This is a genomic window from Streptomyces sp. NPDC047117, from assembly GCF_040643545.1.
Classification (GTDB): Bacteria; Actinomycetota; Actinomycetes; order Streptomycetales; family Streptomycetaceae; genus Streptomyces.
In genome coordinates, this window is record NZ_JBEYUN010000014.1 from 156,102 (window position 1) to 170,002 (window position 13,901).

Below are 13,901 nucleotides of genomic sequence, written 5' to 3' on the forward strand. Positions count from 1 at the left end.
TTCGCGTGAGACGCGCGGCAACGGCCGGCGCCCTCGGCAGTCAGGCAGCAGTTCCCCGTACGGCAGGAGTCCGGCAGTGGCAGAGCGCAAGCCGATCGAGTCATGGCTCACCGACATGGACGGTGTGCTGATGCACGAAGGTGTGCCGGTCCCCGGCGCCGACGCCTTCATCAAGCGGCTGCGGGAATCGGGCAAGCCGTTCCTCGTGCTCACCAACAACTCGATCTACACCCCGCGCGACCTCCAGGCCCGGCTCGCCCGCATCGGCCTCGAAGTGCCGTACGAGTCGATCTGGACCTCGGCGCTGGCCACCGCGAAGTTCATGGACAGCCAGCGGCCGAACGGCACCGCGTACGTGATCGGCGAGGCCGGGCTCACCACGGCCCTGCACGACATCGGATACATCCTCACCGACCACTCGCCGGACTACGTCGTCCTCGGCGAGACCCGCACCTACAGCTTCGAGGCCATCACCAAGGCCATCCGGCTCATCAACAACGGCGCCGCCTTCATCGCCACCAACCCCGACGAGACCGGCCCGTCCAACGAGGGCCCGCTGCCCGCGACCGGCTCGGTGGCCGCGCTGATCACCAAGGCGACCGGCCGCGCGCCGTACTTCGTCGGCAAGCCCAACCCGCTGATGATGCGGCACGGCCTGAACGCCATCGGCGCCCACTCCGAGACCTCCGCCATGATCGGCGACCGGATGGACACCGACGTGCTGGCCGGCCTGGAGGCCGGGATGGAGACCTTCCTCGTGCTCACCGGCCTCACCGGGCCCGGCGACATCGACAAGCACCCCTTCAAGCCGTCGCACGTCGTGGACTCCATCGCGGACCTCGTCCAGCTCGTGTAGCCGGCGGCCGCGCCACCCGTACGGAAGACCCCGCTCACCCCGACGGCGCACGGCACGGGCCGCTCCGGATGCGGGCCGGGCCGGCGGGGCGGACCTTCGGAGATATCCGGAGGTGCGCATGAGTCCACCACGATTCACCGTCTGTACGTGCACGGCCGTCACCGCCTGCGTGGTGCTCGCCGGCACCGCACAACCGGCGGGCCGCCCGGACACGCGGCCCGGCCCGGCCGCCACCGCGGGGGTGGCGGCACGGTCCGCGGTGCCCGCTGCCCAGGTCTCCACCCGGCCCCTCCCGCCGGCGGCGGACCGGAAGTCCGAGGGCGGCATGAACTCGGGCCGGTCGGCCGGGCTCGTGGTGGCCGGCGGCGTCGCCCTCGTCGTGATCGGCCGCATCGTGCACGTCCTGCGGAAGCGGGGTGGCGGTGATGCCGAATGAGCCCCTGGCCGCCACCGACGGATACGGCCGGCTGCTGACCGGCGTGGCCTGGGCCGTACTGCTGCTCGGACTGTGGGTGTGGGGCCGCGGCCCGGCCGAGGGACAGCTGCCGGCCGCCACCACCGGGGACGTCGCCGCGGTGGGCCGCCCGCTCCTCCAGGAGCTTCCCCGCGCGATCGACCCGCTGCCCGCCGCCCGGCCCACCGCCGTCGGCATCGGCGCGCTGGGCACGGCCCACGCGGACGTGATCCCGGGCGGCCCGGACACCACCGACGGAACGCCGCCGGGCCAGGAGCCGGACGACGTGGTCTGGGACGCGTCGAGGACACAGCCGGGGCGGCCGGGCGTGGCGGTGCTGACCGGGCGCGGCGAGGCGGGGCCCGGCCACGGCCCCTTCGCCGGACTGGCCGGAATCCACGCGGGAGAGACCGTACGGGTGGCCCGTTCGGACGGCAGCATCGCGGAGTTCACGGTGGAGGACGTACGGTCCCGCCCCGCCGGCCGGACCGGCGCCCGGTGGATCCACCGGGCGCACGAGCACGGCCGCGCCGAACTCCGGATCGTCGCGGAGGACCGCCCGCGCACCGTGGTCTTCGCGTACCTGACCGGCGTCAGCGGACCCTGAAGGAAGTGAGCGACGTGCGAAGGACGGAAGGCGGATCGCCCGGCCCGGCCGGCGGTTCGCTCCCCCCTGAACCACCGGCCGACCGGTCCTCGACCGCCGCGATTCAGGACTGCGGGAGTTGCCCTGCCGCCGGCGGGAGGCGCCATGAAGCGCGCTTTCCAGGCCGGGGGCCGGGGCCAGAACCACACTTTAGAACGCCTGCGCGTCGCTCGTACAGAGGGCGACGAAAGCGGACCGTAACAGGTTGCCCACTCGCCGTCGCCGCACCATGGGCATGTGCCAGGATTGCTGCGACCGGCCAAGTTCCGTGCTCCGAGGGGGGAATGGATGTACGGCGTTGTACCCGGGCCCGGGGGGACTTCGAGCGGACGACGCGGTGACCGCGGCGGACGAGGCGTCACCGTACCGGCGCTGGCGGCCCTGCTGCTGGCAGCCGCCGGCCTGGCGGGATGCTCCTCGTCCGACGAGCCCGACGAAGGCGCCGGGCCACCGGGCCAGCGGCCCAGGGCCACGGTGCCGTACTGGGTCAACCCGGACGGCAAGGCCGCCCGCCAGGCCGCCGCGTACCGCAAGAGCGGCAAGCAGGACGACGCCCGGCTGATCAACCGCATCGCGGCACAGCCCGTCGCGGAGTGGATCGGCATCGACGACCCGCAGGGCGAGGCCCGCGGCTTCACCGAGGCGGCCGCGAAGGCGGACCGTGACGCGCTGCTGGTGCTCTACAACATCCCGCACCGCGACTGCGGCAGCTACTCCAAGGGCGGCGCCGCCGACGGCAACGCCTACCGCGCCTGGCTCGACGGGGTGATCAAGGGCATCGGCGACCGGGCGACGACGGTGATCCTGGAGCCGGACGCGCTGCCGCACATCGAGGACAAGTGCACCCCCGAGGAGTTCCACGAGGAGCGGTACGCGCTGCTGACCGAGGCCGTCGGCAAGCTCAAGGCGCTGCCGCACACCAAGGTCTACCTCGACGCGGGCAACCCGCACTGGATCAAGGATCCCGGGCGGATGGTGGAGCCCCTGAAGCGGGCCGGCATCGAGAAGGCCGACGGCTTCGCGCTGAACATCTCCAACTACCAGACCACGGCGGAGAACGAGAAGTACGGCCGGCAGCTCTCCGCGATGGTGGGCGGCAAGCACTTCGTCATCGACACCAGCCGGAACGGCAACGGCCCGGCGCCGGGCGGCGACGACGCGGAGAACTGGTGCAACCCGCCGGGCCGGGCGCTCGGCGAGCCGCCGACCACCAGGACCGACGACGGGCTGGTGGACGCCTACCTCTGGATCAAGCGCCCCGGCGAGTCGGACGGCACGTGCAAGGGCGGCCCGCAGGCGGGCGCCTGGTGGCCGACGTACGCGCTGGCCCTGGCCCGCAACAGCAAGCAGTGAATCAGCGCGCAGGGACGCGATGAGGGGGCGCCCCGCCTGCGGGGCGCCCCCTCCGTCCGTACGCGACGGTCAGCCGCGGTCCTTGACGGCGGGCGTCGTCGTCTTCGCGGCGGGCACCTTCAGCCACACCGCCTTCGACGGCGTGCCGTCCGCGTCGACGGCCATGACCATGTACCAGCCGGGCGGGACCAGGGACGGGTCCTTGGGCAGGGTCGCGGTCACGGTGTCGCCCTTCGTCGTGAAGTCCAGCGCGACGGAGCGCTGTTCGACGTTGGTGACATGGGTGAACGAGCCGGGCCGGATCAGCCGCAGCTTCTTCAGGGACCCGCTGTGCGCCGAGGTGAACGTCGCCGTACCGCCCAGCCGTACGGTCGTCGGGCCCGCGGCCTTGAGGCCGGGGCGCGACCCGTGGAAGAGGTACGGCGGGGTGTAGAGGTCGATCTGCTGCTCGAAGACGCCCGGCCTGGTGTTGTCCTTGTCGGCGAAGAGCGAGTCGGAGCCGAAGGTCATCACCCGGCCGTCGGGGAGCAGCAGCGCGCCGGAGTGGTAGTTCCGGCCGACCAGGGGGTCGGCGACGAGGCGCGAGCTGTTCGCCGCCGGGTCGTACAGCTCGGCCATGAGGACGTTGGAGTCGCTGCGGCCGCGGTAGTCGCCGGAGCCGTTGGTGGTCAGCACCGTGTCGTCCGGCATGATCACGCTGCTCGGGTAGCGGGCCTTCGCGTACAGGTCGGGACCGTTGCGGAAGCGGGGCTTGGGGTCGGTCAGGTCCGCGATCCGGGTCCTGGCCGTGGCGCGCGGGTCCTCGCCGACCCCGCCGCCGCCGAGGACCATGTACCGCTGGTCCTGCGCGGGCGGCAGCAGTACGGACATCGACGTCTCCAGGATGTCCGGGTCGCTCATCCCGGGCACCACCCGGAACGTGTTGCTCTTCAGGTCCCAGATCCCGGGCGTGCGGCCCTTGTTGTCGGGGCCGTAGCCGGCGTTGGAGCCGGTGTAGAAGACCTGGCCCCTGCCGGAGAGGAAGAGCGTCGGGTAGGTGGGGAAGAACCGCTGCTTCGGCAGATAGGTCCACTTCTTGGTCTGCGGGTCGTAGAGCTCGTTCTTGCCGGGGACGACCTGGCCGATCTCGTCGAGCCCTGAGACCGAGAGGACCTTGCCGTCCTCCATGGAGGTCAGCGTCGGATACCAGCGGGCCTCGTTCATCGGGTCGACGCGGACGTACCGCTCGGCGACCGGGTCGAATTCGAAGGAGTCCTTGATGCCCTGGAAGTCCTTCTTGTCGAAGGACAGCTTCTGCGCGATGCCGTAGAAGTTCCGGGCGTCCGCGCCGGTCAGGCCGTGGATGCGGTAGTTGTCCTGGGCGCCGGTGGCGTGCGCGCGGCCCTCCTCGCGGGCCTCGACGTATACCCGGCCCTCGCTGTGCTCGACCCGGACCTTCCCGGTGACCTTGTCCTTGATCTTCTTCGCCCGCGGCACCACGACCGGGTCCTTGGAGACGAAGGTCTTGCCGTTCTCCTTGCCGGTGAAGAGCGTGCCGGCGGGGAAGGTCTTCGGGCCGTCCGGGTCCTCGTTGTAGACGATCATCAGGCCGCCGGCCTTCTTCACATCGCCCTTGAGGGTCTCGTAGCGCTGGGTGCCGCCCGCGACCAGCAGCTTGCCGTCCGGGAGCTGGGTGTGGCCCGAGCAGAAGAGGTCGACGGGCGTGGGGATGTTCTTGAAGGTGTTCTTCGCCGGGTCCCACAGGACCGTGCGGAAGGACTTGGCCTTGAAGTTCGCCGCGTTGTTGCCGGAGCCGGCGACCAGCAGGACCTTGCCGGTGTGCAGCAGGGCCGCGTGGATGGTGTTGATCCGGTACGCGTCGGGGACGTCGACCACGTCCCAGTGGCCGTTCCGTTCCTTGTACTCCGGCTGATTGATCTTGTACGAGTGGTACTGCTCCGAGGCGAAGCCGTACACCGCCGGGCCGTTCATCGCGGCCAGGGCGATCACCACCACCGCACCCATCCCCAACCGGCGGGTGCGGCGGCTCGGTCGGTATCTCATCGGTTGGTTCCCCCCACGGGAATCTGCACGGTCTGCGCGATCCGGTCATCGGTGGCCGCGGGCACGGTGTCCACGGCGGCCGGTGGCTGTGACTGCGGCTGCGACTGTGCGGGCGGCGCGGCCGGGTCCGCCCGGTGGCGCGCGTCCCGGCGCAGGCTCCAGCGCCAGACGCCGATCGGGGTGCAGCAGACCAGCAGGGCCAGTACGGCCCAGACGATCATCGCCGGGTGCGCATGGCCGAAGAAGAAGGAGGCGATCAGGGAGGCGCCGAAGACGAGCAGGAAGAAGAGGTGCACCCGGAAGGTCCCGAAGAGGGTGTCGGGGCTGGAGGAGTCGCCCTTCGGGGTCACCACGAACTTGCTCTTGCGGCGCAGCGCCGCGTCGAAGAGGGAGCGCGCGTAGATCGGCGCGGAGAGCGCGGACATCAGCATGCCGGCCACCCCGCCGGAGCCCTCCGGCTCGTGCGGGGAGACGTTGTGCCGGCGGTTCCACACGTACAGGCCGATCTGGAGCGCCGAGGCGTTGCCGTAGAGCATCATCCACACGGCGGGGTCGATCTGGACGCCGGAGGCGCCGAGCCCGAGGAAGAGCGCGCAACTGAGGGCGGCGAGAATCCAGTTCAGTGCGGACATCGGGTAGAAGATGACCATCATGGAGTAGTTGAAGAGGCGGCCCGGGGACAGCGTGAAGGGCGCCTTCCAGAACTGCTTGAGCAGCGTTTCGTACGTGCCGCGCGACCAGCGCAGCTGCTGGGTGAAGAAGTCCGTCCAGGCGGTCGGGCCCTCACCGACGGCGAGCACGTCGGGGGTGTAGACCGAGCGCCACTTCCTGCCCGTCGCGGGGTTGCGGTGGCGGTGCATCTCGAAGCCGGTGGCCATGTCCTCGGTGATCGAGTCGTACAGCCCGCCGATCTGCTGCAGGGCCGTGATGCGCACCGCGTTGGAGGTGCCGACGAACATGGGGGCGCCGTAGCGGTTGCCGGCCCGCTGGATCAGCGCGTGGAAGAGGAACTGCTGCGACTCGGCGGCCTTGGTGACGAAGGTGTCGTAGTTGCCGTAGACCTGGGGACCGATGACGAAGCCGACGTCGGGGTCGCGGAAGTACCCGAGCATCCGCTCCAGGTAGTTCGGCAGGGGGACGTGGTCGGTGTCGACGGAGGCGAAGAAGTCGTAGTCGTCGCCGTGTGCCTGGAGCCAGGCGTTGTAGTTGCCGTGCTTCGTTCTTGCGCGGTGCGGGCCCTTCGCGCGGTTCCACTCCGGTATGCCGTGCCGGGTGAAGTGGTGCACCCCGAGTCTCGCGCAGACCTCTCTGACCGCGGGGTCGTCGCCCTCGTCCAGCAGCCAGACGTGCAGCAGGCCCCGGTGGCGGACCCGGACCGCGGCCTCCAGGGTCTTCGTGACCATCTCCAGCGGTTCCTTGCCGGGCACGAAGGAGGTGAGGAAGGCGACGCGGGTGCCGCTCTCGGGTATGACCGGTATCGGGTCACGGGCGACGAGGGTGGCGTGGGCGTTGGAGAGGACGTTCATGCAGCGGAAGAACTCGATCAGGCCGATCGAGACGAGCATGACCACGTCGAGGACGGGGAGGAAGGCGAACTGCGGGTAGTCCCGCTCGGTCCAGTGGGCGGGCTGGAGCAGCCAGGCGAGGAGGCCGAGGGAGACCAGCGGTGCCGCGCCGAGCAGCAGGGCGGCGCGTAAGCGGTGCGGTTCGTCGGCGAGGAGGCTGCGGTACCGCACCTTGTACGGCTTGCCGGGCTCGGGCCTGGTCAGCGGTCCGGCGAGCCGGCTGTAGTGCTCGTAGTCGTAGCGCGGCAGCGGTGCGGGCTGCTGCGGGCGCCTGCGGTGCTGGCGCGGCAGGCGTAACCGCGTCGTCGCGGACGGGTCGTACGGTTGTTCCTGCCGGGCGCCGTGAGGCGTCGACGACGTCATGACTCCATCCCCCCGCACGCAGAACTGGCTGCGTGTCCGTCTGTTCCCCGCCCGAGCCGCTGGTCCCCCTGACCGGCTCGGGCTCCGTGGTCTCGGCCGCCCGCGCACTCAGCAGTGCGCCGCCCGCCTTCCGGTTGCCCGGTCGTACCTCGCCATCATGGCAGCGCGCGGAGTTCCCCAACTCCTCGTTCGGCGCAGCCGATGGCCTTCCCCCACATGCTCGTCAAGGCCATCTTCGACCCATCCGCCTCGTCAGGGTCCCTAACCGGCCTTCATGATCGCAAGGGCGGAATGAGGTGCTTACGGAAGGTGTGGGCGTATAGGCGGACTCGGAGTGGTGTGCGGCAGTCCGTGCGCCCCTCCGTCCGGCGCCGCCGCACCCGCCGGACGTACCCCTCAGCGCTCGCCTGAACTGCGCAGTCTGTGGCGGATGTTGTCGAAGTGGTGGCGGACGGCCCGCTCCGCGCGGGGCCCGTCGCCCTCCCGTACCGCCGCCACGATCTCCTCGTGCTGGCGCACCGTGGTCTCCGGGTCCCCGTGCGCCGGGACGAGGTCCGTACGCACCCGGTGGAAGGCGTCCCAGAACGCTTCGAGCACCTCGCTGAGCAGAAGATTGTCCAGGCCGCGATGGAGAGTGGCGTGGAATGCCCGGTCGGTCCCGGCCCGTACGCCGCCGGCCGCCGCCTCCGTCCGCATCCGCGCCACGATCGCGTCCAGCTCGGCCAGGTCCGCCGCCGGCACCCGCCCCGCCAGCCGCGCGATCAGTCCGGTTTCCACCGCCTCCCGCAGCTCCAGCAGCTGGAGCAGGCTGTCCTCGCCGCGGTAGTGCCCGGCCACCGTGCGGAAGGTCAGGCCCTCGATCATCGGGGCCATCGACATCGGCCCGACGTAGGTGCCGAAGCCGTGCCGGATCTCCACGATGCCCATCGCCTGGAGCGCCTTCAGCGCCTCGCGCACGGAGTTCCGGCTGACCCCGAGCAGCTCCATCAGCTCCGGCTCGGTCGGCAGGGGCGCGCCGGACGGCAGCCGCTGGTCGATGATCAGCCTCTTGATGCGCTCCTGGATGTCCCTCGCCATCCCGTGACTCTGCACCCCGGCCCACCCTTTTGACCAGCACTCCCGCGCAAAGCGCCGGTAAGAAACGACCGAGGCCCCCTCGTCGTGACGAGGGGGCCTCGGTCCTACGTGCGCCGCCAGGGACTCGAACCCCGGACCCGCTGATTAAGAGTCAGCTGCTCTAACCAACTGAGCTAGCGGCGCGCGCTGACCTGGAAAACTCTACACGAACTCCAGGGGTGTTCCGGACCGCGTAAACCCGTCGGCGCCCCGCCGAACGTGTGAGGTGTGACACGCCTGCCGGAATCGGGGCAGGACAGCTTTTCCTCCGCGTGTCGCGATCCCCGCCCCGGTGCCCCGGCGCATTTTCGCCTGGTGGTTCGCCGGTTTTGGTACGGGGAAGAGTGTTTCCGCATGCAAGGTCATCAGTTGCCCCGTCAGCATGCGGTATGCGCCGGTAGTTGAGAGGCTGTGCCGGTGTGAGGCCTATGAGAAAGAAGCGGCCGGAAGGGGAACGGGAATGACGGTGCCGGTGTTCGTCGAATTCGAGCCCGCGGACGACTGCCCTTGCGCGGGCTGCGCGCAGGAGCGGCGCCTCCTCGCGCTCGGGCGGCTCAGGGACGGCGGCCACCCCGCCGCGCACGGTGCCCGCCGCGCGCTGGTGCTGGCCGCCGCGGCCGGTACGGTCCTCGCCGGCTCGGCCGGCGACGGGCTGCCCGCCGATGTGCTGCCCGACGCCGGTCAGGCCGGCCGCGCGGCCGCCGACGCCGAGCCGGCCACGACGCCGCAAGGGCAGGTCAGCGGGTTGTACGGCGGGGCGGGCAGCGGGCGGGCCCGGCTCGCGGCGGAGCCCCGCCCCACCACCCGCGCGGCGATCATCGCGCGGGCGAAGACCTGGATCGCGGCGCGGGTGCCCTACAACATGAACGGCTTCTGGTCCGACGGCTACCGCGAGGACTGCTCGGGCTTCGTCTCGATGGCCTGGGGGCTGGGCAGCAGCCAGTGGACAGGATCGCTCGACCGGTACGCCGTGCGGATAACGAAGGACGAGCTCAAGCCCGGCGACATCCTGCTCTACCACAACGCGGCCAACCCCTCGGCCGGCTCCCACGTGACCATCTTCGGCGGCTGGGCGGACGGCTCGCACTCGAAGTACGTCGCGTACGAACTGGCGCCGGAACATGCCCGGAAGCGGGTCACCCCGTACGCCTACTGGAGCAACGCCGGCAAATACGTGCCCTACCGCTACCGGGGCCTGACCGGCGGCGGGCTGCCCGACACCGGCATCCCCGACGCGGTGGCGGACGCCTTCCCGGGGCTGGGGCACTTCGGCCCGGGGTCCGACAACTCCTGGGTGACCCGGCTCGGGAAGCTGCTGGTCGCCCGGGGCGGCAGCGGTTTCTACCGCTCGGGGCCCGGCCCGCGCTGGAGCGCGGCGGACCGCGACGCCACCCGGGCCTTCCAACGCGCCCAGGGCTGGCGCGGCGCGGAGGCCGACGGCCTTCCCGGGCCCGACACCTGGGCGTATCTGATCGGTGGCAAGGGCCGGGACATCGGCGGCCGGGCCGCCGGCGCCAAGAGCGGCGGCTTCCCCGGCGTCCGCCACTTCCGGCCCGGCGCGGTCGGCAAGAACGTCACACAGCTCGGCCGGCAGCTCGTGAAGAAGGGCTACGGCAAGCACTACCTCTCCGGCCCCGGCCCGCGTTGGACGGAGGCGGACCGGCGGAACGTCGAGGCGTTCCAGCGCGCGCAGGGCTGGCGCGGCCGGGACGCCGACGGCTATCCGGGCCCCGAGACCTGGCGGCGACTCTTCCAATGACGGAGCACTTCATGGCAGGCAGAACGGACAGCGGACGGCCGGAGGCCGCGTTCCCGGCGGAGCCGGCGGGCGGCGCGGGACAGACGTACGGGGTGGCACCGCGGATGGTCCCCCTGATGGACCCCGACACGGGGCTGCCCTTCGTGGACGAATTCGGCGTCGCGTCGGACGCCGTACGGCCGGCCCCGGCCGGCGCGCGTACGGCGGACGCGGCCGGTGCCGAGGTCCGGCACCCGGCGCCCGAGGACGCCCGGCCCCCGGTACCCGGCTGGGCGGCCCACGAGGGCGAGCCGATGCCGGACCCGGCGCCCGTCCCGAGGCCCGAACCCGAGCCCACCCCGGAGCCCACACCGGTTCCGGGACCGGAGGACCTGCCGCCCACGGCCGGTATCGAGGCGGCCGAGGAGCTGCTCGACACCGCCGAACGCGCGGTCCTCAGCGACGCCCTCGGCGTGGTCGACGCCGGCAGCCGGGTGGCCTCACCGGCCGCCGTCCCCGCCGACGCGGAGCCCTGGCCCCACGACGGGACGGAGCCCGCCGGTCCCGTGCCCGTACCGGCCGGTGGCCTGCGCGCCCCCGCGGAGGACCCGTACCTCAGCGAGCGGCGCGGGCCCTCGCTCCCCGGTGGCATCGCCCTGGTCGCCGGGCTGGCCGCGGCCGCCTGCTGCGGGGCGCTGCTGTGGTGGCACGGGATGGTGCCCGAGCAGGCGGCACGGCTGCTGCGGCTGCCGGCACGGGGCCACTCCCCGCTGGCGGCCCGGGACGCTGCGCTGCTCGGCCTCGGTGGCGTGGCCGCGCTGTTCGCGCTCGGCGGGCTGACCCGCGGCCGGGTCGGCAGCGCCTGGGTGCTCAGCCGCTTCGGGCGGTACCGCGGCACCGTCCGGCGGACCGGGCTGGTGTGGATCAGCCCCGTGCTGCGCCGCCGCCGGATCGACGTACGGCTGCGCCACTGGCGGAGCGAGCCGATGCCGGCCGTGGACGCGGCCGGTGTGCGGCTGCGGGCCGTGGTGCTGGTGGTGTGGCGGGTCGTGGACGCGGCCCGCGCCCGGTACGAGGTCGACGATCACGTCGCCTACCTGCGCGAACAGGTGGAGGCCGGGACCGCGCGGGTGATCGGCCGGCTGGCCGCCGACGCGCCGCCCGCCGGCCCCGGCGGGCCCTCGCTGCAGAAGGGCGGCGCCCCGAGCGTCTGGGACGCGGAGGCGGTGGGCAACGCGCTGACCGCGCAGCTCGCGGCGGACTGCCGCCCGGTGGGCATCGAGGTGTTCTCCGCGCAGCCCACCCGCATCGAGTACGCGCCGGAGGTGGCGGCCGCCATGCACCGCCGGCAGGTGGCGGCCCTCGACGCCCGGCACCGCGACACCGTGCTGACCTCGGTGGTGGACGCGGTGGACGACACCGTACGGCGGCTCACCAGCCGGGGGCTGGTGGAGCTGGACGACTACGAGCGCAAGGCGCTGGTCAAGGACCTGACCGTGGCGTTCTACACCGCCCGCGGCAGCGCGGCGGCGCAGGAGTGAGGCGCCGTGGTGGCCGCCACGACCCGCACCCTCGAACTGCAGCTGCTGCTCGGTCCGGACACCGTCGTTCCCGTGGCGGGCCGGTTCGGCTACCGCAGTGACCGCCCGTACGAGGTCAGGGTCGCCTTCGTCAGCCAGGGCCGTACGGTCACGACCTGGGTGTTCTCACGGGAGCTGCTGCTCGCCGGGCTGCGCGGCCCGGCGGGGGAGGGGAACGTGCGGATACGGCCCTTCCGGGACTCGGTCGGGCTCCGCCGGGTCCACATCGAGCTGCGGGCCGACGGCGGCGCCTGCGCGCTGACGGCCGAGGCCACCGACCTGGCGGCCTGGGTGCGGGCGACCGCCGAGGTGGTGCCGCCCGGACAGGAGAGCCGGTACCTGGATCTGGACGCTCACCTGGCGCGGCTGTTCGCCGAACGGAACTGACACCTCCGGCTGAACGGGGGACGGAGGGCGGGTGACGAGCCGTGGAAATTGGTCTGGACAACTGCAACGGCCCTCATTACGCTGCGGCTTGGTCTAGACCGCAATGCAGCTCGGCGAACCCGCCCCCACGTTCAGGAGCGAAGCATGCGCAAGAAGATCAGTGTTGCCGTGGTCACCCTCGGCATAGCCGGCGCCTCCCTGGTCGCCACCGGCAGCGCCTCCAGCCACGGGTACGGCACCCAGCCCGCGAGCCGGCAGTCGCTGTGCGCCGCCGGCACCGTCAAGAACTGCGGCGCCATCCAGTACGAGCCGCAGAGCGTCGAGGGCCCCAAGGGCTTCCCGGCGGCCGGCCCCGCCGACGGCAAGATCTGTGCCGGCGGCAACTCCGGTTTCGCGGAACTCGACGACCCGCGCGGCGGCCAGTGGCCCGCCACGAACCTCAAGGCGGGCCAGGGCTTCAACTTCACCTGGAAGATGACCGCCCGGCACGCCACGACGGACTTCCGGTACTACATCACCAAGCAGGGCTGGGATCCGAGCAAGCCGCTCACTCGTGCGTCCCTGGAGTCGCAGCCCTTCATGAACGTGCCGCTCGGCGGCAAGCAGCCGCCGGAGGTCTGGAGCCAGCAGGGCACCGTGCCCACCGGCCACACCGGCCGGCACATCATCCTCGGCGTCTGGAACATCGCCGACACCGGCAACGCCTTCTACTCCTGCGCCGACGTCAACCTGTCGTAACGGCCGGAACCCGGTCACCGCTTACGGCGTGACCGCACACGACGAAGGCCCTCACCGGAGTGAGGGCCTTCGCCTTGTCTGTGCGCCGTCAGGGACTCGAACCCCGGACCCGCTGATTAAGAGTCAGCTGCTCTAACCAACTGAGCTAACGGCGCCTGCTGACGACGTAAATACTACCTGCTCCCGAGGGGTGCTCCTGACCATGTGGCCCCGGCCACACCCGGCGGCTCAGATCGCCAGCGACAGCAGGACCGGGGCCGCCCTGCGGTTCAGGGTGTCGGCGGCCTTGCGCAGCCGGTGGGCGTGCTCCAGCGGCATCGACAGCGCGAGGCAGCCCACCGTGGCGCCGGCCGTGATCGGGACGGCCGCGCAGACCGTGCCGACGGCGTACTCCTGGAGGTCCAGGACGGGGACGGAGGCCGGCTGGCTGTCGAGCTTGTGGAAGAGCACCTTCTCGTTGGTGATCGTCCGGGAGGTGAGCCGGGCGGTCTTGTGCCGGGAGAGGTGGTCCCGCCGGCCGTCGTGGTCGAGCTGGGCGAGCAGGCACTTGCCCATCGCGCTCGCGTGCGCCGTGCGGTGGAACTCGGCCCACTCGTTGACCTTGGGGGCCTGCGGGCCGTCGGCGTAGTGCAGGATGCGCACCTCACCGTCGATGTAGCGGCTGATGTAGACCGCGGCGCCGACGGAGTCGCGCAGCTCGTCCAGCGAGCTCTGGAGCTTGTCGTTGAGCGCCTGGGCCCGGCCGACGCCGCCGCCCAGCAGGGTCAGCGACTCGCCGACCACGTACGCGCCGTCGGACAGCTGCTTGACGTAGCCCTCGCGGCGCAGCATCGCCAGCATGTGGGTGAGGTGGGCGGCGGGCAGCCCGGTCTCGCGCGCGATCTGGGTGTCGGTCGTGCCGGTGGCATGCCGGGAAACCGTTTCGAGAACGCGGAGTGCGTAGCGCACCGAGTGATAAGGCGCGGTGGGCTCGTACGTCGGCGCCACGGTGTCCCCCTAGCAGGTTGTGACCGTTTGCATCATCACCGTCGCCGCCCGTCACGGACAGCATGCGTCGCGCGG

Annotated in this window: 12 protein-coding genes and 2 tRNA genes; 8 read left to right on the forward strand and 6 right to left on the reverse strand. The window is 71.9% G+C overall.

From position 1 onward, the window contains the following. Positions 1 to 76 precede the first annotated feature (76 nt). The 4 genes from ABZ840_RS26005 to ABZ840_RS26020 all read left to right on the forward strand — a co-directional run bounded on the left by ABZ840_RS26005 (position 77) and on the right by ABZ840_RS26020 (position 3,309). Positions 77 to 856: an HAD-IIA family hydrolase gene (locus ABZ840_RS26005; RefSeq protein ID WP_052867035.1), complete on the forward strand. Its 780-nt coding sequence runs from the start codon at positions 77 to 79 to the stop codon at positions 854 to 856. Between the two features lie 118 nt (positions 857 to 974). Continuing rightward, positions 975 to 1,292, forward strand: a complete 318-nt coding sequence (locus tag ABZ840_RS26010) for a hypothetical protein (RefSeq protein WP_361562738.1) — start codon at positions 975 to 977, stop codon at positions 1,290 to 1,292. Beyond that, the gene (locus tag ABZ840_RS26015) at positions 1,282 to 1,917 is read left to right on the forward strand and encodes a class F sortase (protein WP_361562740.1); all 636 of its coding nucleotides are present in this window, start codon (positions 1,282 to 1,284) and stop codon (positions 1,915 to 1,917) included. Before ABZ840_RS26010 ends, ABZ840_RS26015 begins: the two co-directional genes overlap by 11 nt. Before the next feature lie 327 nt (positions 1,918 to 2,244). Further along, entirely contained in the window at positions 2,245 to 3,309 is a 1,065-nt protein-coding gene (locus tag ABZ840_RS26020; protein WP_361562742.1) for a glycoside hydrolase family 6 protein, read from the forward strand. A gap of 69 nt (positions 3,310 to 3,378) precedes the next feature. Here the strand turns inward: ABZ840_RS26020 and ABZ840_RS26025 are convergent, their stop codons facing one another. The 4 genes from ABZ840_RS26025 to ABZ840_RS26040 all read right to left on the reverse strand — a co-directional run bounded on the left by ABZ840_RS26025 (position 3,379) and on the right by ABZ840_RS26040 (position 8,540). After that, on the reverse strand, positions 3,379 to 5,352 hold the full coding sequence (locus ABZ840_RS26025) for a kelch motif-containing protein (protein WP_361562744.1): 1,974 nt from the start codon (positions 5,350 to 5,352) through the stop codon (positions 3,379 to 3,381). Beyond that, positions 5,349 to 7,280 (reverse strand): cellulose synthase catalytic subunit, encoded by a 1,932-nt coding sequence (locus tag ABZ840_RS26030; protein ID WP_361562746.1) that lies wholly within the window; start codon positions 7,278 to 7,280, stop codon positions 5,349 to 5,351. Before ABZ840_RS26030 ends, ABZ840_RS26025 begins: the two co-directional genes overlap by 4 nt. Before the next feature lie 396 nt (positions 7,281 to 7,676). Continuing rightward, positions 7,677 to 8,357 carry a FadR/GntR family transcriptional regulator gene (locus ABZ840_RS26035; RefSeq protein ID WP_361562748.1) on the reverse strand — a complete coding sequence of 227 codons (681 nt, stop codon included), beginning with the start codon at positions 8,355 to 8,357 and terminating at the stop codon, positions 7,677 to 7,679. 109 nt (positions 8,358 to 8,466) lie between these two features. Further along, positions 8,467 to 8,540 (reverse strand) — tRNA-Lys (locus ABZ840_RS26040). A 316-nt stretch (positions 8,541 to 8,856) separates the two neighbouring features. On the opposite strand from ABZ840_RS26040, the gene ABZ840_RS26045 reads away from it, so the two are divergent. The 4 genes from ABZ840_RS26045 (at position 8,857) to ABZ840_RS26060 (ending at position 12,839) form a co-directional block, all read left to right on the forward strand. Further along, entirely contained in the window at positions 8,857 to 10,155 is a 1,299-nt protein-coding gene (locus tag ABZ840_RS26045) for a peptidoglycan-binding protein (RefSeq protein WP_361562750.1), read from the forward strand. Between the two features lie 11 nt (positions 10,156 to 10,166). Further along, positions 10,167 to 11,675, forward strand: coding sequence for an SPFH domain-containing protein (locus ABZ840_RS26050; protein WP_361562751.1), 1,509 nt, complete (start codon positions 10,167 to 10,169; stop codon positions 11,673 to 11,675). A 9-nt stretch (positions 11,676 to 11,684) separates the two neighbouring features. Beyond that, positions 11,685 to 12,101: an SsgA family sporulation/cell division regulator gene (locus ABZ840_RS26055; protein WP_361562753.1), complete on the forward strand. Its 417-nt coding sequence runs from the start codon at positions 11,685 to 11,687 to the stop codon at positions 12,099 to 12,101. Positions 12,102 to 12,245: 144 nt separating this feature from the next. After that, the gene (locus tag ABZ840_RS26060; RefSeq protein ID WP_361562755.1) at positions 12,246 to 12,839 is read left to right on the forward strand and encodes a lytic polysaccharide monooxygenase; all 594 of its coding nucleotides are present in this window, start codon (positions 12,246 to 12,248) and stop codon (positions 12,837 to 12,839) included. An 81-nt stretch (positions 12,840 to 12,920) separates the two neighbouring features. Here ABZ840_RS26060 and ABZ840_RS26065 read toward each other — a convergent pair. Together ABZ840_RS26065 and ABZ840_RS26070 are read right to left on the reverse strand one after the other, a co-directional pair. Continuing rightward, positions 12,921 to 12,994, reverse strand: a tRNA-Lys gene (locus ABZ840_RS26065). 73 nt (positions 12,995 to 13,067) lie between these two features. Then, positions 13,068 to 13,826, reverse strand: a complete 759-nt coding sequence (locus ABZ840_RS26070; RefSeq protein ID WP_346094135.1) for an IclR family transcriptional regulator C-terminal domain-containing protein — start codon at positions 13,824 to 13,826, stop codon at positions 13,068 to 13,070. Positions 13,827 to 13,901 lie beyond the last annotated feature (75 nt).

Bases quoted from the DNA above. Each gene is read 5' to 3' on its own strand.
- ABZ840_RS26010 (WP_361562738.1), top strand. From the start codon at position 975: ATGAGTCCACCACGATTCACCGTCTGTACGTGCACGGCCGTCACCGCC.
- ABZ840_RS26015 (WP_361562740.1), top strand. From the start codon at position 1,282: ATGCCGAATGAGCCCCTGGCCGCCACCGACGGATACGGCCGGCTGCTG.
- ABZ840_RS26020 (WP_361562742.1), top strand. From the start codon at position 2,245: ATGTACGGCGTTGTACCCGGGCCCGGGGGGACTTCGAGCGGACGACGC.
- ABZ840_RS26025 (WP_361562744.1), bottom strand. From the start codon at position 5,352: ATGAGATACCGACCGAGCCGCCGCACCCGCCGGTTGGGGATGGGTGCG.
- ABZ840_RS26030 (WP_361562746.1), bottom strand. From the start codon at position 7,280: ATGACGTCGTCGACGCCTCACGGCGCCCGGCAGGAACAACCGTACGAC.
- ABZ840_RS26035 (WP_361562748.1), bottom strand. From the start codon at position 8,357: ATGGCGAGGGACATCCAGGAGCGCATCAAGAGGCTGATCATCGACCAG.
- ABZ840_RS26045 (WP_361562750.1), top strand. From the start codon at position 8,857: ATGACGGTGCCGGTGTTCGTCGAATTCGAGCCCGCGGACGACTGCCCT.
- ABZ840_RS26050 (WP_361562751.1), top strand. From the start codon at position 10,167: ATGGCAGGCAGAACGGACAGCGGACGGCCGGAGGCCGCGTTCCCGGCG.
- ABZ840_RS26060 (WP_361562755.1), top strand. From the start codon at position 12,246: ATGCGCAAGAAGATCAGTGTTGCCGTGGTCACCCTCGGCATAGCCGGC.